The sequence below is a fragment of the Amycolatopsis sp. NPDC000009 genome (assembly GCF_055563465.1).
Genome location: NZ_JBVHDI010000002.1, coordinates 194,824 through 214,140, shown reverse-complemented (window position 1 = coordinate 214,140; position 19,317 = coordinate 194,824). Strand labels below are relative to the sequence as shown.

Genomic DNA, 19,317 nt, shown 5'->3' with positions numbered 1-19,317 from the left:
AGGGCCCTCTTCCTCGCGAGGAAGAGGGCCCTTTTCACGGATCCGGCTAGGAGCCGTCCTTGTCGTTGGTCTTGTAGTCCTTGGTGAGGATGACGATCACGCCGGGGCCGATGTTCTCGATCTCCTTGAACCTGGGCTCGGCACGGAAGCCGAACTCCAGCGCCAGCGCCTTCGCGGCCGCTTCCTCGTCGGTGCCCGGCCGGTAGTAGGCCACGGTCTCGGGGAGCCTGCCCGGGTAACCCTTGACCTCGGAGACGTTCCAGCCGGAGGCGCGGAAGTCCTTCGCGGCCTGCTCGGCGAGGCCCTGGATCGTGCTGTTGTTGTAGACGCGCACCGTCACCCACTTGTGCGACGCCTGCTGATCACCGCCGGGCTGCCCCGGACCCGGCTGGCCCGTTTGCCCCGGCTGGCTCACCGGCGGCGCGGAACTCGCGGGCGCGCTCGACGGCGGCGCCGACGACGCGGGCGGCGTGCTGGCGGAGGGGGAACCCGGCGCCGGGGACGACGGCTGCGTCGCGCCGTCCGAAGTCGTGGGCGTGGTGCCAGGCGGCGTCGCGGTGTCCGAATCACCGCCGCCGCTGGTCAAGGTGATCCCGCCGATCACGGCGGCGATCACGGCGACACCGACCAAGGCCAGTCCGGCGGCCTTCATCGGCCGGGACAGACCCGAAAACAGACTCATGAGAGATCGATCCCCAGTCGCCGGGCCGCGCGATTGCGCTGCCGGGCCGCTCGCGTCTTTCGCAGGCGCTTCACCAGCATCGGATCGGCCTGCATGGCTTCGGTCTTCTCGAGCAGCCGGTTCAGCAACTGGTAGTAGCGCGTCGACGACATCGAGAAGCGTTCGCGGATCGCCTGTTCCTTCGCGCCGGCGTACTTCCACCACTGACGTTCGAACGCGAGCATGTCGAGCTCGCGCTCGCTGAGGCCGTTCACGGTCTCCGACGGGGATGGCTGGTCGGGCTCGGCCATCGACTCCGCGGCGTCCATCCGACTCCTCGCAATCAGGTCAGTGCTCGGCGGGCGTGAAACCACAGGCTTGTCATTCCGCGGCGCCATTAGACCACGGATACGGCGCCCGGCCTCGGTATCGGCGTCGGCGCGTCATGGGTAAGGGTGTACCAGAAGGGTCCGACTAAACTGCGCGCGTGACCGTCCATCCCATCGTGATCGCCGGCGAGCCCGTGCTGCACAACCCGACTCGGGAGATCACCGAGTTCGACGACAAGCTGCGCACCCTCATCGACGACATGTTCGAGACCATGTACGCCGCCGAAGGGGTGGGCCTCGCGGCCAACCAGATCGGCCTCGACCTGCGCGTGTTCGTCTACGACTGCCCCGACGACGAGGGCACTCGTCACAAGGGCGCCGTGGTGAACCCGAAGCTCGAGACGTCGGAGATCCCGGAGACGATGCCGGATCCGGACGACGACTGGGAAGGCTGTCTGTCGGCGCCTGGCGAGTCGTACCCGACCGGCCGCGCTTCGTGGGCGAAGGTGACCGGATTCGACGCCGACGGCAATCCGATCGAGGTCGAAGGAACCGGTTACTTCGCGCGTTGCCTGCAGCACGAGACCGATCACCTGGACGGCTTCATCTACCTCGACCGGCTGGTCGGGCGCCACGCTCGCGCGGCGAAGAAGATGCTCAAGGCGAACAAATGGGGCGTTCCGGGCAACTCGTGGCTGCCCGAGGCCGCCGACGCCTGACCTCGTGAGTGGTAAGGACGGTTAGAACCGTCCTTACCACTCACGAGGCGTGGGGGTCAGCAGCCCAGGAAGTGGCACCGCACCACGCGCGGCTGCTCGATCACCTTCCCCGCCTCCACCGACCACGCGAGCCGCAGATATTGCGCGTGCGTCCAGGCCAGCGGCGTCGCGGACGCGGTCGGAGTGCCCGCCGGAAAACCGGGCTGCCCCGAAGGCGCGTTTTCGTCCCAAACCTGCTCCGGCATCGTGTCCCCGGAGCTACTGACGCGCCCCAGGTCGCGAAGGCGCTTCGCGGCCGTACGCCGGTCACCATTGGCGAGGTCGTACTCGCCACGTTCACCCGCCAGCAGCGGCCACAGTCGCCCGAAGGTGGTCCGGCTTTCCGCCGGGAACGTGTAGTCCCACGGTGACCCGTCGGCCTGCTCGCCGTAGCCGTCCTTCGTGTACCGGTGCCAGAACTGCCCCGTCGGGGTGGTGAAGGCGATGTCGGCGTCGGTGACCTTGACGCTGTTCCTGATCACCGGATCGTCGGCGCGGTAGATGCCCAGCCTCACCAGTTCGAGGAAGCCGGCGTCGGTCACGGCACGCTGGTCCATGGTCACGCTGGAATTGCCCAGGTTGTACTTCGTGCCGTTGTTCGCGTCGCCGTCCTTGGTCAGCCGGACGAAGTACGGGTCCTTCGACAGCGGGCCGTTCGTGGTCACCGTCCATTGGGCGAGCTTCGCCTTGAACGCGTCGGCGGTGTCGAGGTAGCGCTTCGCGTCGGCGGCGGCGCCGTTCGCCTTGGCGATGTCGGCCGCGCACACCAGCCCGGCGATCACCGCGGCGATCGTCGAAGGCGAGTAGCCGTCCTGTTCTTCCCAGCGTTCCTGCTGGCTGTACGGCGACGCGTGCCCGTTGTCCGCCTTGTAGGACAACAGGAATTCCGCCGCCTCGCGCACACCCTTCCAGGTCTTGGCGTCGGTGCGGCCGAGCTGCTGGGCGAGCACGATCGGCAACGCGGTCTCGTCGAGCTGGATGGACGTCCAGTACGGAGTGCCGTCGACGTGGCTGTTCTGCGGCAGATGCCCGTCCGGCAGCTGCTGCGTCCCGAACATGTAGTCGATCGACCGGTTGGCGGCGTCGCGGTCGCCGGCGGCGAGCAGACCGGTCGCGATCTGGTAGAGGTCCCGCGGCCAGACCAGGTGATAGGTGCCCGACGGCGACCATTCCGGGTCGTTGTTCCCGAACCGCCACGGCATACTCGGCGACGCGATGAGCGCGCCTTGGTGGATCTTGTCCTCGCTCGCCGCGAGCACGAGCACGGACGCCTGGTAGAGGTCCCGTTCCCGCTTGGTCTTGAGCGACGACGGCGCGTCCTTCAGCTGCCGCAGGTACTGCTTCCAGCCCCGGTCGTACGCGCGGGCGGCGTCGGCGAATCCGCGGCGTAGTGAGGCTTTGGCGTTGGCGAGCGCGTCGGGGCCCTTCGCGCCCATACCCAGCGAAAGCGTGAAGTCCCGTGAGCGGACGCCGTCGGCGGAGGTCTGCCCGGTGATCAGCACGTTGCCCTTGGTCGCGGTCGCGAAATCCTTGAGAGTGAAGGATTTCGTCAGCTGCGTGACGCCGTCGGAGGCGCCTGCGTAACCCACGGAAGTGCGTGAGAACGCCGGTTCCGCCACCAGCGCGGCCGCGGTCTTCGCGTCGGACGCGACCGCGTTCACCCCATCGGCGTGTGCGGAGTCGTCGGATCCCTCGTTCGTGAGATCGGGATCCGCGACCGCGTACACCTGGTACGGGCGGCCGGTCAGCGAAACGAAATCGACGTCGATCAGCACACTCGCGCGCGCCGGGTCGGTGACGTAGGTCTTGCGGAGCTTCCAGCGGTGCTGGTCGTCGGTGACTGTCTGTTCGTAGGTGAGGCCGCCGGTGCGGCGCACCTGTTGTGCTTCGGCCGAGGAATCGACCGTCGCGAAGCTCTTCCCGTCGGTGACCACCAGATCCAGCGCCCGCACGCTCGGCGTCGACAGATCCGGGTAGTAGACCTCGGACATCCGGCCACCCTGCAGGGTGAACCAGACGTTGCTCGCCCGTTCGCGGGCGGTGCCGAAGCCGGTCTTGTCCGCCGGGAGCCAGCTCGGATGGGCGCCGGGCGCTCCGGGCGCCTCACCGCCCCGCGCCGAGGCCACCGCCGGGACCAGCCCCGCGATCAGGACGCCTGCCAGTGCCGGGAGCACGAGTTTCCGCATTTCCACCCCAGACTTCTGTAACGGTGCAGAACCTCCGGGATTCTGTCGTGAATCCCCCGCGAGCACATGCTCCAAACCGGTGAACCGTTAACGCTGTCGACATGTCGGCCCGGAAATCGCGTTGCCCGCGGCGGCCCTCCTCCCCGACGATCGGGGCATGCCGAACCTCCTGGCGTTCGTCCCCGCCGCTTTTCTCATGGCGATGGTCCCCGGCCCGGCGACGGTGATGCTGATCAAGCAGTCGGCGAAGGGCTCGCGCCGGAACGCGTTCGCCACCGTCGCGGGTATCGAGGCGGGCGTCGCGTTCTGGGGACTCGCCGCGGTCTTCGGCCTCACCGCACTCCTCATCGCCTCCCAGGTCGCCTACGACGTGTTGCGCATCGCGGGTGCGATCTTCCTGGTCTACCTCGGCGTCAAAGCGCTCTTCTTCCGCAAACGCGACGGCGACGCTCCCGAACCCGCCGGACGCGGCTTCCGGTCCGGCTTCCTGATCAACGTGAGCAACCCGAAGGCGGGCGTGTTCGCCATCTCGTTCCTCCCGCAGTTCGTCCCCTCCGACGCGGGGCCGTGGCCGCTGCTGCTGTGCGTCGCGGTGTGGATCGCGGTCGACATCGTGTGGTATTCGTCGCTCGCCTTGCTGGTCACACGCCTGGGTGAGTGGCTGCGCCGCGATCGCGTCAAGCTGTGGCTGGAGCGCACGTCCGGCGGTGTTCTGGTCGGCTTCGGAGTGACCGTCGCCTTGGAGGGTTGATTGTCCGCGCCCCGGCGTGGCATGGTCGGGGCACAACCAAACAACCGCGGGAGCTCGCGCCATGGCGGGCTGAGAGGGCGGCTGGAGTCTTTCTAGGGGACCCGGCGCCGCCGACCGCATGAACCTGACCGGGTAATGCCGGCGTAGGGAGTGAACGTCGTTGACGACGCTTGAGAATGCCCAGGGCATCACGCCGACCGTGACCACCGGGCCGATCACCGGTTCCCGCAAGATCTATCACCAGACGGAATCCGGTCTCCGGGTCCCCGCGCGGCGGATCGATCTTTCGAACGGCGAGCATTTCGACGTTTACGACACCTCCGGCCCGTACACCGACGACGACGCGCAGATCGATGTCCACAGTGGACTCCATCGCCTGCGCGCCGGCTGGGCCGACGGTCGTGAGCACAACACCCAGCTGGGCTGGGCGAAACAGGGTGTCATCACCCGCGAGATGGAGTACGTCGCGGCCCGCGAGCGCTGCTCGCCGGAATTCGTGCGGGACGAGGTCGCGCGCGGACGCGCGGTGATCCCCGCCAACCGCAAGCACCCGGAGACCGAGCCGATGATCATCGGCAAGAACTTCCTGGTGAAGATCAATGCCAACATGGGCAACTCGGCCGTCTGGTCCTCCGTGGAGGAGGAGGTCGACAAGATGGTGTGGGCCACCCGCTGGGGCGCCGACACGATCATGGACCTCTCCACCGGCAAGCGGATCCACGAGACGCGCGAGTGGATCATCCGCAACTCGCCGGTGCCGGTCGGCACCGTGCCGATCTACCAGGCACTCGAAAAGGTCAACGGGGAGCCGGAAAAGCTGTCGTGGGAGGTGTACCGCGACACCATCATCGAGCAGTGCGAGCAGGGTGTCGACTACGTCACCGTGCACGCCGGGGTGCTGCTGCGCTACATCCCGCTGACCGCGCGCCGGGTCACCGGCATCGTCTCGCGCGGTGGCTCGATCATGGCGGCCTGGTGCCTCGCACACCACAAGGAATCGTTCCTGTACACCAATTTCGCCGAACTCTGCGAGATCCTGCGCGAGTACGACGTCACGTTCTCGCTCGGTGACGGCCTGCGGCCCGGCTCGATCGCCGACGCCAACGACCGCGCGCAGTTCGCCGAACTGGAGACCCTCGGCGAGCTCACGCACATCGCCCGCGACCACGACGTCCAGGTGATGATCGAGGGCCCCGGCCACGTGCCGATGCACAAGATCAAGGAGAACGTCGAACTCGAGGAGAAGCTGACCGGCGAGGCGCCGTTCTACACCCTCGGCCCGCTCGCGACCGACATCGCGCCGGCGTACGACCACATCACCTCGGCCATCGGCGCGGCGCAGATCGGCTGGTACGGCACGGCGATGCTCTGTTACGTCACGCCGAAGGAGCACCTCGGCCTGCCGAACCGCGACGACGTGAAGACCGGCGTCATCACCTACAAGATCGCCGCGCACGCCGCCGACCTCGCCAAGGGGCACCAGTACGCGCAGGAGTGGGACGACGAGCTTTCCAAGGCCCGCTTCGAATTCCGCTGGAACGACCAGTTCAACCTGTCGCTGGACCCCGACACCGCCCGCGCGTACCACGACGAGACGTTGCCCGCGGAGCCGGCGAAGACGGCGCACTTCTGCTCGATGTGCGGGCCGAAGTTCTGCTCGATGCGCATCACCCAGGACGTCCGCAAGTACGCCGAGGAACACGGACTGTCCACTGTGGAGGCCATCGAGGCCGGCATGGAGGAGAAGTCGAACGAATTCGCCGAGCAGGGCAACAAGGTGTACCTGCCGGTGGTCAATCAGTGACGGAGACTCCCCGGACCGCCCTCACCATCGCCGGATCGGATTCCGGCGGTGGTGCGGGCATCCAGGCCGACCTGCGCACCTTCTTCGCCAACGGGGTGCACGGGATGGTCGCGCTCACCGCGGTCACCGTGCAGAACTCGCTGGGCGTGCAGGGTTTCAGCGAGATCCCGGTCGACGTCGTCACCGGGCAGATCAAGGCCGTCGCCACGGACATGGGTGTCGACGCGGCGAAGACCGGGATGCTCGCGACGGCCGAGATCATCGGCGCCGTCGCGAAGACGCTCGACGAGGTCCACATCGGACGCTCGTCGGGCACGCCGTTCGTCGTGGACCCGGTCGCGGCTTCGATGACCGGGCACGCGTTGTTGCGCGAGGAGGCGCTGGAGGCGATCCGCACCGAGCTTTTCCCGCGGGCCACGCTGATCACCCCGAACCTGGACGAGGTCCGGCTGCTGACCGGCGTTTCCGTGACCGGGCCGTCGACCCAGCGCGAGGCGGCGGAGGCGTTGCTGGAGTTCGGTTCGGAATGGGTACTGGTGAAGGGCGGGCATCTCGACGCGGCTCAGGACTGTGTGGACCTGTTGTCCGACGGCGAGTCCTGGGTGGAGCTGAGCGGTCCGCGTTTCGACACGCGGAACACGCATGGTGGCGGGGATACGATGGCTTCGGCGATCACGTCTTCGCTGGCGAAGGGGGCCGATGTGCCGACGGCCGTCGCCGAGGGGAAGCGGTTCATCGAGCGGTGTGTGGCGGAGTCGTATCCGCTGGGGGCCGGGGTGGGGCCCGTGTCGCCGTTCTGGACGCTGCGGTAAGCGCTGGGCTCGTGAGTGGTAAGGACGGTTCTGGCCGAGGGTGTCTCAGGTACCTACTGGCTCCGGCCGCCCTGATGCCGGGCCCGGTTCGTCAGGGCCTGCGGGTCTGGAGCCGGTGTCGCGGAAGCCACTTTCGGGACATCAGAGGTCTCGAAAGTGGCTTTCGCGACATGCTCACCAGGACGGTGCCGGGCCCGGCTACGGCCGACGTTGCGAAAGCCACTTTCGCAACCTTCAACGTTGCGAAAGTGGCTTTCGCAACCCGCCGGCCAAGCCCAGCAGAACCCCGATACCAAGCGGGTCTTGGGCCTCGTGAGTGGTAAGGACGGTTCTAACCGCCCTTACCACTCACGAGCCGTGCCCCACTTCGCCACCTCCGCCTTTGCTCGCCGCTCAAGTACGTGATGGCCCCCTTCCTGTACCTAGGCGCAGTGAAGGGGTCCTTTATGTACTTGGCACGGTGCCGAGGCGAGGAGCGTCCACCGCCCAGTACCAGTTGTTCCCCGCCGCGTACAGCCGCCAGGTCAGCTTCACCGAACGAGCCCCGGCAGGCACCTTGACCGAAGCCGCCGTCGGCACCGAAAGCACGTCACCGCCCTTGTTCGCCGTACCCGATTCCGGCCCGTAGGCCAGCACGTTCTGCTCGGGACCGCCGTCGAACGACGCCGTCAGCGCACCCCGCTGCGTCCCGTCCTGCCGATAGTGCGAAACGAACGAGACGTCCACTGTGGACTTTCCGGTGACGTCGAGCGAAGGCGACACCAGAGAAGAGTCGAAGGCGCCACGCGACGAGGGCGAGCCCTTGTCATCCCACTCGTCCGGATCCGCGACCGCGACCACGCCACGCGCCCGCGCGTTCGCCTCGCGCTGCTGGCCAGGAGCGGTGCGGGTCCAGAAGTCGTCGGTGGTGAAGGACCAGCCCTGCCATTCCGTCACACCGGCGGGCATGCCGGACGCGTTGCGCACGCTCCAGCCCCCAGGCGCGTCGTGCGTCCAGCCGAGAACTCCCGCCGGGACACCGGTTTCGTCCTGCCGCGCCTTCAAGGCGGCCGTGTCGAAGACGTCCGAAGGCGCGGCGCCGAGCACGTAGCCGTCGTAGACCGCCGGAGCCGCGACGCCGAGGTGCCGCAGCACCGTCGGCGCGATGTCGACGATCTTCGGTGCCACGGCGGGAGTTCCGGCCGGGACCGCGCCGCCCACGGCGATCACGAAGGTCATCCGTTCCTCGGGGGTATCGCCGCCGTGGCCGCCCGAGGGCGTGTGACCGTGGTCCGACGAGATCATGATCAGCCAGTCTTCGTTCGCCCGGCCCGCGCGGGCGTCGACGGCGGCGAGCAGACGGCCGATCAGCGCGTCGTCGGTGCGCAGACTGGCTTCGTACTGCGGGGAATCCGCGCCGTGGTCGTGGCCCGCGATGTCCGTCTGTCCGAAGTAGACGAACGACGCGTCGGCCTTGTCCTGCTTGAGGTGTTTCTCCGCGTCGACGGCGACCTGCTCGTCCGTCTTCTCGTAACCGGCGCTGTCGCCGTTCAGGACGAATTTGCGGTCCTGGCCGGTGCGCAGGATCCGGTCGCTGATCGGCGTCCAGTCGACCGCGGCGTAGGTGTCCAGCGCCGGGTTCGCGGTTTCGGCGCGGGCGAGCCAGCTCGGATGCGAGGCGAGGTCGTTGCCCGAGAAGGAGTTGTCCTTCACCTTGTGCTTGTCCGGCCAGACGCCGGTGAGGATCGTGGACCAGCCGGGGCCGCTCACCGTCGGCGCCATCCCGCTGCCGTACAGCGAGCTGCGCGAGGCGTAGCCGCGCTCCACCAGCGCGTGGACGTTCGGGGTGTCGGCGGCCATCAGCTTGTCGAACCGGGCGCCGTCCAGGCCGATGACCAGCACCTTGGGCGTTTTGGCCGCGGCGACGGCGACACCGGACGTCAGCCCGGCGACGGCCACCAAAACCGACAGGAGGGAAAGCGTTCTGCGCACGAAAGCCTCCGGATAACTTGTTCGAACCAATTGTTCGTCAAGTTAGTGCGCCGAGCTGTCTTCCCGATGAAGTCCGCGTGCCGCCGCGGCGGACTTCAGCCGACGGGCTCCAGCACCCGCGAGTCGTACTCCTTGCGCGACTCGAGGATCCCGTCGAAGTTGGCGACCGACCATTCGCTGACCGCCATGAGCAGCGTGCCCGCGCTCGCCCCGCGTTCGGTCAGCGCGTATTCGACGGTCGGCGGCGTGGTCGGGAAGACCGTGCGCGTGACCAGGCCGTCGCGTTCGAAGGCGCGCAGGTTCTGCGTCAGCATCTTCTGGCTGATCCCGCCGACGGCGCGGCGCAGTTCACCGAACCGGTGCGGCCGCCGCGACAGCGCGCCGAGCACCAGCGCGGTCCACTTGTTGGCGAGCAGATCGAGGACGTCTCGGCACGGGCAGTTCCGCAGGTAGATGTCCCACGGGGATTCCGGCACTTCACAGGTGGTTTCCATCAGGTACCTAGTTTACTTTTAAGTGCCTTCTGGCGAAAAGAGACCAAGCGGCCGAGCATGGAAAGCACCAACAACGAAGGAGCTTTCGATGCGCGTCGTGACCCAGCAGCGGCTTGGTGGCCCGGAAGTGCTGGAGGTGACCGAAACCGATCGGCCGTCCCCCGCCCCGACGGAGGTGCTCGTGCGCGTGCGCGCGGCCGGGATCAACCCGGTCGACTGGAAGACCCGGGCCTACGGCGTCTTCATGGGCGAGCCGCCGTTCGTCCTCGGCTGGGACGTCTCCGGGGTGGTGGAGGAGCTCGGCGTGGGCACCACGCGCTTCGCCGTCGGCGACGAAGTCCTCGGCTTCCCGTGGTTCCCGCGGCAGGCCGGCGGCTACGGCGAATACGTGACCGCGCCCGCCCGCCAGTTCGTGCGCAAACCCGCGAGCCTCACCCACGAGGAAGCCGCCGGACTGCCGCTCGCCGGGCTCACCGCCTGGCAGGGCCTCGTGGACATCGCCGACGTCCAGCCCGGGCAGCGTGTGCTGATCGACGCGGCCGCGGGCGGTGTCGGACACCTCGCCGTGCAGGTGGCGAAGGCGCGCGGCGCGTACGTCCTGGGCACGGCGAGCGCCGGGAAGCACGACTTCCTCCGCGAACTCGGTGTCGACGAGCCGATCGACTACCGCGACGAGACCGCGACGGCCGCCGATGTGGACGTGGTGTTCGGACTGGTCGGCGAGCAGAGCGACCTGCGCTGGCTGGACGCGGTGAAACCGGGCGGTCTGCTGATCGCGGTCCCCGGCGGCGTGAGCGAGGCTGTCGCCGCGAAGGCCGAGACGCTGGGCGTGCGGACGTCGGGGATGCTCGCCGAACCCGACGAGATCGGTCTCCTGGCGCTGACCGGCCTGATCGAGAAGGGTGAACTGCGCGTCCACGTCGACCAGACCTTCCCTCTCGATGACGTCGCGAAGGCGCACGAAGCCGGCGAAGGCGGCAGGGTGACCGGGAAGCTCGTCCTGACCCTCTGAGAACGCGCATGGAAAATGAACCCATGAGCGAGAACCCGAGCCCGCCGTCGGCGCTGACCATCGCGGGGTCCGACTCCGGCGGCGCCGCCGGACTTCAGGCGGACCTGCGCACGTTCCTCACCTGTGGCGTGCACGGCCTGGTCGCGGTCACCGCCGTGACCGTCCAGAACACCCTCGGCGTGCACGACCGCACCGACATCCCGGCGCATATCGTCGCCGGGCAGATCGAGGCGGTCGCGGCCGACATGGGTGTCAACGCGGCCAAGACGGGCATGCTCGCTTCGGCCGAGATCATCCACGCCGTCGCCGCCGCGTGCGACAAGGCCGAGATCGGCCGCGACGCCAAGGTGCCGTTCGTGGTCGATCCGGTCGCGGCGTCGATGCACGGTCACCCGCTGTTCGACGAGGCCGGACTGGTGGCCCTGCGCGACGAGCTCCTGCCGCGGGCGACCGTCCTCACCCCGAACCTCGACGAGGTCCGCCTGCTGACCGGGATGACCGTGACCACCCGCGAGCAGATGCACCAGGCGGCCGTCGTCCTGCACCGGCTCGGGCCGAAATACGTGCTCGTGAAGAGCGGTCACCTCGTCTCCGACCCGGAATGCGTCGACGTGCTTTTCGACGGCTCCACGTTCGTCGAACTGCCGGGCGAGCGGTTCGCGACGCAGCACACGCACGGCGCCGGGGACACGATGGCGTCGGCGCTGACGGCCGGTCTCGCGAAGGGCATGTCCGTCGTGGAGGCCGCCCGCTACGGCAAGTGGTTCGTTTCACACGCGGTCGAAAACGCCTACCCGATGGGCGCGAAGGTCGGTCCGGTTTCGGCGTTCTGGCGGCTTGCGCCGGAGCACTGAGCACCCGCCCGGTTACGATCTGCGCCGTGACCGGACGCGAAACGGTGGCCAGGGTCGTCGAGGACCGCCGCTTCCAGAACTTCATCATCACGGTGATCGTCTTCAACGCCGTCACCCTCGGCCTGGAGACCTCGACGAGAATGCTCGCGGAGTACGGGCCGCTGCTGCACACGGTCGACTACGTCGCGCTCGGGATCTTCGTCCTCGAACTGGGCGCGAAGCTGTACGCCTATCGCGGAAAGTTCTTCCGTGACCCGTGGAACGTCTTCGATCTGATCGTCGTCGGGATCGCGGTGATCCCCACGACCGGCCCGTTCGCGGTGCTGCGGGCGTTGCGGGTCCTGCGCGTACTCCGGCTGATCTCGGTCGTGCCGTCGATGCGGAAGGTCGTCACCGGCCTGCTCGCGGCGATCCCCGGCATGGCGTCGATCGCCGCGCTCCTCGCGCTGATCATCTTCGTCGCGGGCGTGATGGCGACCAAGCTGTTCGGCGCGATCTCGCCGGAGAACTTCGGCGACCTCGGCACTTCGCTGTTCACGCTGTTCCAGGTGATGACCGGCGAGGCTTGGCCGGACATCGCCAAGGAGGTCATGAAGGAAGCGCCCATGGCCTGGGTGTTCTTCGTGGTCTACATCCTCGTGTCCAGCTTCGCGGTGCTGAACCTCTTCATCGCCGTGGTGGTCAGCGGGATGGAGGACGAGCTTCGCCAGGACATCCGCGAAGAAGAAGCGAAGCAGGCCGAAACCCAGGCCGTGGCGAACAAGGAGATCCTCGACGAGCTCCGCGCCCTTCGCGCCGAAGTCAGCGCTCTTCGTCGGCAATAAGCGCTTCGAGCGCCGGGAGAGCCGCCGCCAGGGCCGCCTGATGCTCCGGGGTCAGCCGTTCGAGGCGTTTGCCCAGTTCGTTCACCCGCGTCGAGCGGACACCGGAAACCAGCCTCTCGCCTTCTTCGGTGGCCTCCGCGAGCCACGCGCGCCTGTCGATCGGATCCGACTCACGGCTGACGTAGCCCGCTTCGACCAGCGAAGCGACGATCCTCGACATGGTGGCCGCGGCGACGCCTTCCTTCGCCGCGAGATCACCCAGGCGGAGCTGGCCGTAGTGCACGAGTGTGGCGAGCGCCGAGATCGCGCCGTGGCCGGGCCCGGGCACGCCCGCCTGGCGCAGCGACCGGGACAACCTGCCCACCGCCAGGAACAACCTGCCCGAAACGTCCTGGACCGCTGACGTGGTCACCACTGGCTCCTCTGGGTACACGGCGGCGAGTGCGCCTCCGGAAAGTGCCGTCAACCATACGGGCTCCGGGGGCGAACTCGCCGTGAAGGCCGTGAACCGTACAAAAGGGTTACCGGGGCGGGCTCGACGCGTGCGCCCAGAACCGCTGCGGGATCCGTCCCGCGCCGGCGGCCAGCCGCCCGGCGGTGACGGCGGCCCGCATCGCCGACGCCATCCGTTCCGGGTCCGCGGCCCTGGTCACGGCGGTGGAGAGCAGGACGGCGTCGCAGCCGAGCTCCATCGCGAGTGTCGCGTCGGAAGCCGTGCCGATCCCGGCGTCGAGGATCACCGGGACCCCCGCGCGCGACACGATCAGCTCGATGTTGTGCGGGTTCCGGATGCCGAGACCGGTGCCGATGGGCGCGCCGAGCGGCATCACCGCCGCGCAGCCCGCCTCCTCCAGCCGCAGCGCCAGCACCGGGTCGTCGTTGGTGTACGCGAGCACGGTGAAGCCGTCCGCGGCGAGCTGTTCGGCCGCTTCGAGGGTCTCGAACGGATCCGGCAGCAGGGTGCGGTCGTCGGCGTGGACCTCCAGCTTGACGAGGTCGGTTTCGAGCGCTTCGCGGGCGAGCTGCGCCGTGAGCACCGCTTCGGCGGCCGTCCGGCAGCCTGCCGTGTTGGGCAGCAGGCGGATGCCAAGGCGGCGAAGCAGTTCGAGGACTCCGGAGCCGCCTTCGGCGTCGGCCTTGCGCATCGCGACGGTGGTCAGTTCCGTGCCGGACGCCACCAGCGCGCGCTCCAGCACGGCGAGATTGCCCGCGCCGCCGGTACCGATGATCAACCGCGACGAGAGTTTGTGCTCGCCGATGACGAGGTGGTCGCCGTCCATTTTCAGCCTCCTTGCACAGCGGTCAGGATGTCGACGCTGGCGCCCTTGCGCACCACCGCTTCCGGCCATTCGCCGCGCCGGACGACCACGCCGTCCACCGCGACCGCGACGCCCTGTGTCGCCGTGCCCAGCGCCTCCAGCACGCCCTCGACGGTGGTCCCGTCGGGGAATTCGCGCCACTGGCCGTTGACCTGGATCTCCATCACACCCGCTCCTCGCTTCGCCGCGACGGCGTGGCCGCCGCGACCTCGTCCGGCAACGGCACCCCGTCCAGCCAGGCGACCGCGGCGTCCGCGGTGACCGGGGCCATCAGGAGACCGTTGCGATGGTGACCTGTCGCGGCGAAGACACCTTCGCCCAGCTCACCGATGAAGGGCATCGTGTCGACACTCGCCGCGCGGAGTCCGGCGGAGGTCTCGACGAGTTCGTACTCGGTGAGGCCCGGGAAGACGCGCTCCGCGCCTTCGAGCAGCTCACGCACGCCTCGGACGGTGACCGTCTCGTCGAAACCGGCCTCGTACTGGGTCGCGCCGAGTACGAGCTGACCGTCGTCACGAGGGACGAGGTAGATCGGGCGGCCCTCGACCATCGCGCGGACGGTGCGCTTCGGGGGCGGCAGGCAACCCCGTCGCGGCCGGAGGCGGAGGATCTCGCCCTTGAGCGGGCGGACGGCGCCGTCGAGCGCGGGATGCAGCCGTCCGGTCCAGGCGCCCGCGGCGAGGACGACGTCGCCCAATCCGCTGAGGTCGGTGATGGTCTCGTGGCAGAACTCGACGCCGCGCGCACGGCAGGCGTGTTCGAGCGCTTGCAGCAGCCTTCTGTTGTCCACGGCCAGATCCCCGGGTACCAGGAGTCCACTTCGGACGGATCCGGCGAGACCGGGCTCGGCGCGGCGGGCCTCGCGGCCGGTGAGCTGCCCGACGTCCCGGCCGAGCTCGGCGAGGTACGCGGCGAGCATTTCGAGGTTGCCCGCGTCGGCGCTGTCCAGCGCGACGACGAGCGTGCCGTGCGGGGAAAGGCCCGGGTCGACGCCCTCTTCCGCCAGGTCACGGGCGAAATCCGGCCAGCGCCGCAGGGAGGCTTCGCCGAGGGCGAGGACATCCTCCTCGCCGGGCCAGGCCTCGGTGACCGGCGCGAGCATGCCGCCCGCGAGCCACGACGCGCCGCGCCCCGGATCGGGGTCGTACACGGTGACGCGATGGCCGCGCGCGGACGCGCGCCAAGCGACCGAGAGGCCGATGACCCCGCCGCCGACAACCGAAAGTTCTCTCATGAGATCACGCTCCCTGCGCCGGCATGACCCGGATCAGGTTCCACGGTCGGAGCGGTCCCGGCTCCCTCTCAGCCCGTCCTCGGGCTCCCGTGCGGACCACCCCACCGTAGCGCGCGAGTACCGTCGCCGCCATGCCCACCCTGTCTGGTTCGCTGATCCGCGCCCGGCTCGCGGACGCCCGCCTGTACCTCTGCACCGACGCCCGGTCCGGCCGCGGCGATCTCGCCGAATTCGCCGACGCCGCGCTGGCGGGCGGCGTCGACATCATCCAGCTGAGGGACAAGACCGGCGGTGCGCCGATCGAGGCGAAACACGAGATCGCCGCACTGGAAGTGCTGGCCGAGGCGTGCGAGAAGCACGACAAGCTGCTGGCGGTGAACGACCGCGCGGACGTCGCGCTCGGCGTCGGCGCGCACGTGCTGCACCTGGGGCAGGACGACATCCCGGTGTCGCTCGCGCGCCGGGTGCTCGGGGACGACGTGGTGATCGGCCGGTCCACCCATTCGGCCGAACAGGCCGCGGCCGCCGCCGGGGAGCCCGGCGTGGACTACTTCTGCACCGGGCCGTGCTGGCCCACCCCGACGAAGCCCGGCCGGTCCGCTCCAGGGCTCGACCTGGTGCGCTCGACGGCCGCGTCCGGGACGACGCGGCCGTGGTTCGCGATCGGCGGGATCGACGTCGAGCGGCTGCCCGACGTGCTGGACGCGGGGGCGTCGCGGATCGTCGTCGTCCGCGCGATCACCGAGGCCGAAGACCCCGAAGCGGCCGCACGCACCCTTCGCTCCGCCCTCTCCTGACCCCACGCGTTTCGTCCTCTGGATGCGGTAGTTGGCAGCGCGAACTACCGCATCCAGAGGACGAAATGCGGGAAGGGGATCAGGGCACGGGGGTGTTCGACGCCGGCGGGGCCGAGGCGGTCGTCGAGGGTGCCTGGGAGGTCGACGGCGCTGTGGACTGCGTCGTCGGGGGTGCCTGCGTCGTGGTGGTGGGCGTCGTCGAGGGGGTCGGCGTGGTCGACGGCGTCTTCTCGGGCTGGTCGTCCGGAGCCTCCGAAGGGGTCGTCGCCGGCGGGGTGTCGTGCTTGTCCTGCCGCTCCTGGGCCTGTCCGCCGCCGATGATCTTCCCTATCGTGGTCCCGGTTCCGCCGCCGAAGGTCTTCCCGGTCGCCCCCTCGAAACCGGTGATCGCGACGAGCGCCACCGCGAACGCCACCACGCTGACCCCGGCGATCACCGCCCAGCGGGGTTTGAACTTCCGCCCTGACGGCTCTTCGTCCTCCGCCTGGGTGATCCGGACGGTTTCCTGCTCCGCCGGGTCGAGCACCTTGCGGCGGCCGGGAACGGTCAGCACCACTCGCGCCTTCAGCGCCGCGTCCTTCGTCCGTTGCAGCGAACGCAGGTACAGCTCGCCGCCGAGCGTCGTGATCACGCTCGCCAGCCCGGCGCCCGCCACCGTGCCCGCCACGCCGAGCGTGGAACCCAGCAGCGCCGCGGTGATCGCGGCCATGGCGGCGGCGACCACCTGGATGATCCGGCCCTGCTTTTCCGTCTTTTCGGCTTTCTCCGTGCTCTCCTTGGTCATGATCCCGTTCTGCTGTTAGTCGGTCCTCACCCGTCCTAACGACTAAGGCGCACGGGATGCTCCCCGCGTTGTCCGCACGTGAGGAGCGCCACGCTCTCTGTCCAAAAAGGACTGTCCACGCCTCACAATTCCTTGACATAATCGGACGTATGAACCTGGTATCGATCGAGGAAATCCGCGACGCGGCGAACCGTGTCAAAGGCGTCGCGGTGCGCACCCCGTTACTGGAACAGGGGTGGGCGCCGTTGTGGCTCAAGCCGGAAAGCCTTCAGCCGATCGGTGCTTTCAAGGTGCGCGGGGCCTACAACGCGATCGCCGCGCTGGACGAAGATCGGCGCGCCCGCGGCGTCGTCGCGTTCTCCAGTGGCAACCACGCGCAAGCGGTCGCGTACTCGGCGAAGCGATTCGGGATTCCCGCGGTGATCCTCATTCCGGACGTCGCCCCGCGCGCCAAGGTCGAAGCCACCAAGGCGCTCGGCGCAGAGGTCATCGAGGTCCCCATCGACGCGCAGGAGTCCTCCGCGCTCGCCGTCGCCGTCGAACGCGGGCTCACCATGATCCCGCCGTTCGACCACCGCGACGTCATCGCCGGGCAGGGCACCGTCGGTCTGGAGATCGCCGAAGACCTTCCGGACGCCGGCGTCGTGCTCGTGCCGCTCAGCGGCGGCGGGCTGGCCTCGGGCGTCGGCACGGCGATCAAGGAACTGCTGCCGGACGCGAAGGTCATCGGTGTCGAGCCGGAACTGGCGGGCGACACCGCCGAGGGCCTCCGCGCGGGCAGGCGGATCGAGTGGCCGATGGAGCTGCGGGCGCGCACCAGCGCCGACGGCCTGCGCGCCCAGCCGTCGGACCTGACCTTCGCCCACCTCCAGGCGGTGCTCGACGACGTCATCACCGTTTCGGAGGAGGAGATCCGGGAGGCCGTCCGGACGCTGGCGCACCGCGCCCGTCTGGTCGCCGAGCCGAGCGGCGCCACCGCGACCGCCGCGTTCCTTTCCCACCGTGACGCGCTTCCGCCGGGCAAGGTCGTTTCGGTCGTTTCGGGCGGCAACCTGGACCCGGCGACCCTGGCCGGCCTATTGGCGTAACTCGCGTGACTGGCGCCGTAACTCGCGTGATTGAAGGCGTAACTCACGAGTTACGCCTTCAATCACGTGAGTTACGCCTTCAATCACGCGAGTGCCGGCCGGGGCGGACGTGCGTCGGGGGCGAGTCGACCCCGCAATGGAGACATTCGCCCGGATGCGGTGACTCCTCGGTGTCGGTGGTGTCGCCGGCAGGTGTGTCGAGGACGCCGTTGTGGATGCCGAGCGCGATCAGCCCGCCGCCGATAGCCAGCGCCGCGCACACCAGCAACGCCGTCCGCCAGCCCGCGGTCAGCGCGACCGGATCGGTGTAGGCGGCGCCGGACAGCCCGGCGACGGCGGGCAGCACGGCGATCGCGAGCAGGCCACCCGACCGGGCGATGGCGTTGTTGACCCCGGAGGCGACGCCGGCGTACCGGTCCGGCGCGGCGGCCAGCACCGTCGCGGTCACCGGGGCGACGACCGTCGCCAGCCCGGCGCCGAACACGACGACGGCGGGCAGCACCGAACCCAGGTACGAAGACCCCGGCCCGACCCGCATCAGCAGGAGCATGCCGACGCCGACCAGGATCGGGCCGGCGACCAGTTGCGTGCGCGGCCCGATCTTCTGCGCGAGCGCGCCGGACCGGCCGGAGAACAGCAGCATGATGACGGTGATCGGCAGCCCGGCGAGCCCGGCCGCGGTCGGCGAGTAGCCCAGCGACACCTGCAACTGCATGACCATCAGCATCATCACGCCGCCGAGCGCCGCGTAGACGACGAAGGTCAGCGCGTTGGCGAGGCTGAACGTCCGGTCGCGGAACAGTTTCGGCGGCACCAGGGGGTCGGCCGAGCGGTGCTGCATCACCAGGAACGCCCCCAGCCCCGCGACGCCGAGCACGATGGCGACCAGGACGACGACGTCGCCGATACCGCGTCCGGGTGCTTCGACCAGCGCGCCGGTCAGCCCGGCCAGCCCGATCGCGCCGACGGCGGCCGCGAGGAAGTCGGGGTGCCCGGTCGCCTCCTCGTCACGGGACTCCGGCACGTAGCGCCGGGCGAGCAGGACGCAGACCGCGGCGAGCGGCAGGTTGATCAGGAACGCCAGCCGCCACGACCACACCTGCACGAGGACGCCGCCGAGCAGCGGGCCGATCGCCGCCGCGATACCGCCGAGCCCGGACCAGGCGCCGATCGCGCGGGCCCGGTCCTCATGGGTGAAGGACGCTTGGAGGATCGCGAGCGAGCCGGGCGTGAGCAAAGCTCCCCCGATCCCCTGGAGGATCCGGGTCGCGACGAGCACCTCGGTCGTCGTCGCGGCGGCGCACAGCCCGGAGGCGACGCCGAACCAGACCACGCCCACGATGAACACGCGGCGGCGGCCGTAGCGGTCGCCGAGCGATCCGGCGACGAGGATCAGCGCGGCGAGCGCGAGCAGGTAGCCGTCGAGGATCCATTGAAGGCCCGCGACGGACGCGTCGAGTTCGTCGCCGATCCTCGGGAGCGCGACGTTGATGATCGTCCCGTCGAGCATCGCCATGCCCGAGCCCACGATCGTCGTGGCGAGCACGCCACGCGCCACCGGCGTCCCCCACCGGATCCCCGCCGCCGTGTCAGTCATGGGACGACTGAATCATGACGGCCGGGGCCGGGCCACCGCGAA

At 69.3% G+C, this 19,317-nt stretch carries 20 protein-coding genes and 1 riboswitch; of the genes, 9 read left to right on the top strand and 11 right to left on the bottom strand.

The window, feature by feature from the left end; translation table 11 throughout:
- Positions 1–46: 46 nt before the first annotated feature.
- Entirely contained in the window at positions 47–682 is a 636-nt protein-coding gene (locus tag ACZ3HL_RS07050; RefSeq protein WP_465529395.1) for a LytR C-terminal domain-containing protein, read from the bottom strand.
- A complete protein-coding gene (locus tag ACZ3HL_RS07045; RefSeq protein ID WP_005160574.1) occupies positions 679–990 on the bottom strand; it encodes a DUF3263 domain-containing protein in 312 nt (103 codons plus the stop codon). The genes ACZ3HL_RS07050 and ACZ3HL_RS07045 overlap by 4 nt, the downstream gene beginning before the upstream one ends.
- A 158-nt stretch (positions 991–1,148) precedes the next feature.
- Between ACZ3HL_RS07045 and ACZ3HL_RS07040 the strand changes: the two genes are divergently transcribed.
- Positions 1,149–1,709 (top strand): peptide deformylase, encoded by a 561-nt coding sequence (locus ACZ3HL_RS07040; protein WP_465529393.1) that lies wholly within the window; start codon positions 1,149–1,151, stop codon positions 1,707–1,709.
- A 56-nt stretch (positions 1,710–1,765) separates the two neighbouring features.
- Here ACZ3HL_RS07040 and ACZ3HL_RS07035 read toward each other — a convergent pair whose 3' ends face one another.
- Entirely contained in the window at positions 1,766–3,934 is a 2,169-nt protein-coding gene (locus ACZ3HL_RS07035; RefSeq protein WP_465529392.1) for a glycoside hydrolase family 15 protein, read from the bottom strand.
- Positions 3,935–4,091: 157 nt separating this feature from the next.
- On the opposite strand from ACZ3HL_RS07035, the gene ACZ3HL_RS07030 reads away from it, so the two are divergent.
- From ACZ3HL_RS07030 to thiD (ACZ3HL_RS07020), 3 genes are all read left to right on the top strand, one after another.
- On the top strand, positions 4,092–4,685 hold the full coding sequence (locus ACZ3HL_RS07030) for a LysE family translocator (protein WP_465529391.1): 594 nt from the start codon (positions 4,092–4,094) through the stop codon (positions 4,683–4,685).
- A gap of 160 nt (positions 4,686–4,845) precedes the next feature.
- Complete coding sequence (gene thiC / locus ACZ3HL_RS07025) at positions 4,846–6,489, top strand: phosphomethylpyrimidine synthase ThiC (protein WP_465410744.1); 1,644 nt, start codon at positions 4,846–4,848, stop codon at positions 6,487–6,489.
- Positions 6,486–7,301 carry a bifunctional hydroxymethylpyrimidine kinase/phosphomethylpyrimidine kinase gene (gene thiD / locus ACZ3HL_RS07020; RefSeq protein ID WP_465529389.1) on the top strand — a complete coding sequence of 272 codons (816 nt, stop codon included), beginning with the start codon at positions 6,486–6,488 and terminating at the stop codon, positions 7,299–7,301. Before thiC ends, thiD (ACZ3HL_RS07020) begins: the two co-directional genes overlap by 4 nt.
- Before the next feature lie 444 nt (positions 7,302–7,745).
- Here thiD (ACZ3HL_RS07020) and ACZ3HL_RS07015 read toward each other — a convergent pair whose 3' ends face one another.
- Together ACZ3HL_RS07015 and ACZ3HL_RS07010 are read right to left on the bottom strand one after the other, a co-directional pair.
- Positions 7,746–9,272, bottom strand: coding sequence for an alkaline phosphatase family protein (locus tag ACZ3HL_RS07015; RefSeq protein ID WP_465529387.1), 1,527 nt, complete (start codon positions 9,270–9,272; stop codon positions 7,746–7,748).
- A gap of 95 nt (positions 9,273–9,367) precedes the next feature.
- Entirely contained in the window at positions 9,368–9,766 is a 399-nt protein-coding gene (locus ACZ3HL_RS07010) for a winged helix-turn-helix transcriptional regulator (protein ID WP_465410741.1), read from the bottom strand.
- Between the two features lie 88 nt (positions 9,767–9,854).
- On the opposite strand from ACZ3HL_RS07010, the gene ACZ3HL_RS07005 reads away from it, so the two are divergent.
- From ACZ3HL_RS07005 to ACZ3HL_RS06995, 3 genes are read left to right on the top strand one after another with little or no spacing between them, the layout of a single operon-like run.
- The gene (locus ACZ3HL_RS07005) at positions 9,855–10,778 is read left to right on the top strand and encodes an NADP-dependent oxidoreductase (RefSeq protein WP_465529385.1); all 924 of its coding nucleotides are present in this window, start codon (positions 9,855–9,857) and stop codon (positions 10,776–10,778) included.
- Positions 10,779–10,801: 23 nt separating this feature from the next.
- Entirely contained in the window at positions 10,802–11,632 is an 831-nt protein-coding gene (gene thiD, locus ACZ3HL_RS07000; protein ID WP_465410739.1) for a bifunctional hydroxymethylpyrimidine kinase/phosphomethylpyrimidine kinase, read from the top strand.
- A gap of 26 nt (positions 11,633–11,658) precedes the next feature.
- Positions 11,659–12,456, top strand: a complete 798-nt coding sequence (locus tag ACZ3HL_RS06995; RefSeq protein ID WP_465529383.1) for an ion transporter — start codon at positions 11,659–11,661, stop codon at positions 12,454–12,456.
- Here ACZ3HL_RS06995 and ACZ3HL_RS06990 read toward each other — a convergent pair.
- The 4 genes from ACZ3HL_RS06990 to thiO form a co-directional block, all read right to left on the bottom strand.
- Complete coding sequence (locus ACZ3HL_RS06990; RefSeq protein WP_125683770.1) at positions 12,434–12,868, bottom strand: MarR family winged helix-turn-helix transcriptional regulator; 435 nt, start codon at positions 12,866–12,868, stop codon at positions 12,434–12,436. The two genes, ACZ3HL_RS06995 and ACZ3HL_RS06990, sit on opposite strands and share 23 nt — an antisense overlap.
- 109 nt (positions 12,869–12,977) lie before the next feature.
- Positions 12,978–13,736, bottom strand: a complete 759-nt coding sequence (gene thiG, locus ACZ3HL_RS06985) for a thiazole synthase (RefSeq protein WP_465410737.1) — start codon at positions 13,734–13,736, stop codon at positions 12,978–12,980.
- A 2-nt stretch (positions 13,737–13,738) separates the two neighbouring features.
- The gene (gene thiS / locus ACZ3HL_RS06980) at positions 13,739–13,939 is read right to left on the bottom strand and encodes a sulfur carrier protein ThiS (RefSeq protein ID WP_007033436.1); all 201 of its coding nucleotides are present in this window, start codon (positions 13,937–13,939) and stop codon (positions 13,739–13,741) included.
- Positions 13,939–15,009, bottom strand: coding sequence for a glycine oxidase ThiO (gene thiO, locus ACZ3HL_RS06975; protein WP_465529381.1), 1,071 nt, complete (start codon positions 15,007–15,009; stop codon positions 13,939–13,941). Before thiO ends, thiS begins: the two co-directional genes overlap by 1 nt.
- A riboswitch (TPP riboswitch) is annotated at positions 15,003–15,110 on the bottom strand. It overlaps the preceding gene by 7 nt.
- Positions 15,111–15,140: 30 nt before the next feature.
- Between thiO and thiE the strand changes: the two genes are divergently transcribed.
- Entirely contained in the window at positions 15,141–15,806 is a 666-nt protein-coding gene (thiE, locus tag ACZ3HL_RS06970) for a thiamine phosphate synthase (RefSeq protein ID WP_465529379.1), read from the top strand.
- Positions 15,807–15,885: 79 nt separating this feature from the next.
- Here thiE and ACZ3HL_RS06965 read toward each other — a convergent pair whose 3' ends face one another.
- Positions 15,886–16,590, bottom strand: a complete 705-nt coding sequence (locus ACZ3HL_RS06965) for a hypothetical protein (protein WP_465410735.1) — start codon at positions 16,588–16,590, stop codon at positions 15,886–15,888.
- 149 nt (positions 16,591–16,739) lie between these two features.
- On the opposite strand from ACZ3HL_RS06965, the gene ACZ3HL_RS06960 reads away from it, so the two are divergent.
- Positions 16,740–17,678: a threonine ammonia-lyase gene (locus tag ACZ3HL_RS06960; RefSeq protein WP_465529377.1), complete on the top strand. Its 939-nt coding sequence runs from the start codon at positions 16,740–16,742 to the stop codon at positions 17,676–17,678.
- A gap of 79 nt (positions 17,679–17,757) precedes the next feature.
- Here the strand turns inward: ACZ3HL_RS06960 and ACZ3HL_RS06955 are convergent, their stop codons facing one another.
- Positions 17,758–19,275: an MFS transporter gene (locus ACZ3HL_RS06955; RefSeq protein WP_465529375.1), complete on the bottom strand. Its 1,518-nt coding sequence runs from the start codon at positions 19,273–19,275 to the stop codon at positions 17,758–17,760.
- Between the last annotated feature and the right edge of the window lie 42 nt (positions 19,276–19,317).

Coding starts and splice junctions, on each gene's coding strand:
- ACZ3HL_RS07050 (WP_465529395.1), bottom strand. CDS start 682: ATGAGTCTGTTTTCGGGTCTGTCCCGGCCGATGAAGGCCGCCGGACTG.
- ACZ3HL_RS07045 (WP_005160574.1), bottom strand. CDS start 990: ATGGACGCCGCGGAGTCGATGGCCGAGCCCGACCAGCCATCCCCGTCG.
- ACZ3HL_RS07035 (WP_465529392.1), bottom strand. CDS start 3,934: ATGCGGAAACTCGTGCTCCCGGCACTGGCAGGCGTCCTGATCGCGGGG.
- ACZ3HL_RS07030 (WP_465529391.1), top strand. CDS start 4,092: ATGCCGAACCTCCTGGCGTTCGTCCCCGCCGCTTTTCTCATGGCGATG.
- ACZ3HL_RS07010 (WP_465410741.1), bottom strand. CDS start 9,766: ATGGAAACCACCTGTGAAGTGCCGGAATCCCCGTGGGACATCTACCTG.
- ACZ3HL_RS07005 (WP_465529385.1), top strand. CDS start 9,855: ATGCGCGTCGTGACCCAGCAGCGGCTTGGTGGCCCGGAAGTGCTGGAG.
- thiD (WP_465410739.1), top strand. CDS start 10,802: ATGAGCGAGAACCCGAGCCCGCCGTCGGCGCTGACCATCGCGGGGTCC.
- thiG (WP_465410737.1), bottom strand. CDS start 13,736: ATGGACGGCGACCACCTCGTCATCGGCGAGCACAAACTCTCGTCGCGG.
- thiS (WP_007033436.1), bottom strand. CDS start 13,939: ATGGAGATCCAGGTCAACGGCCAGTGGCGCGAATTCCCCGACGGGACC.
- thiO (WP_465529381.1), bottom strand. CDS start 15,009: ATGAGAGAACTTTCGGTTGTCGGCGGCGGGGTCATCGGCCTCTCGGTC.
- thiE (WP_465529379.1), top strand. CDS start 15,141: ATGCCCACCCTGTCTGGTTCGCTGATCCGCGCCCGGCTCGCGGACGCC.
- ACZ3HL_RS06965 (WP_465410735.1), bottom strand. CDS start 16,590: ATGACCAAGGAGAGCACGGAGAAAGCCGAAAAGACGGAAAAGCAGGGC.
- ACZ3HL_RS06960 (WP_465529377.1), top strand. CDS start 16,740: ATGAACCTGGTATCGATCGAGGAAATCCGCGACGCGGCGAACCGTGTC.
- ACZ3HL_RS06955 (WP_465529375.1), bottom strand. CDS start 19,275: ATGACTGACACGGCGGCGGGGATCCGGTGGGGGACGCCGGTGGCGCGT.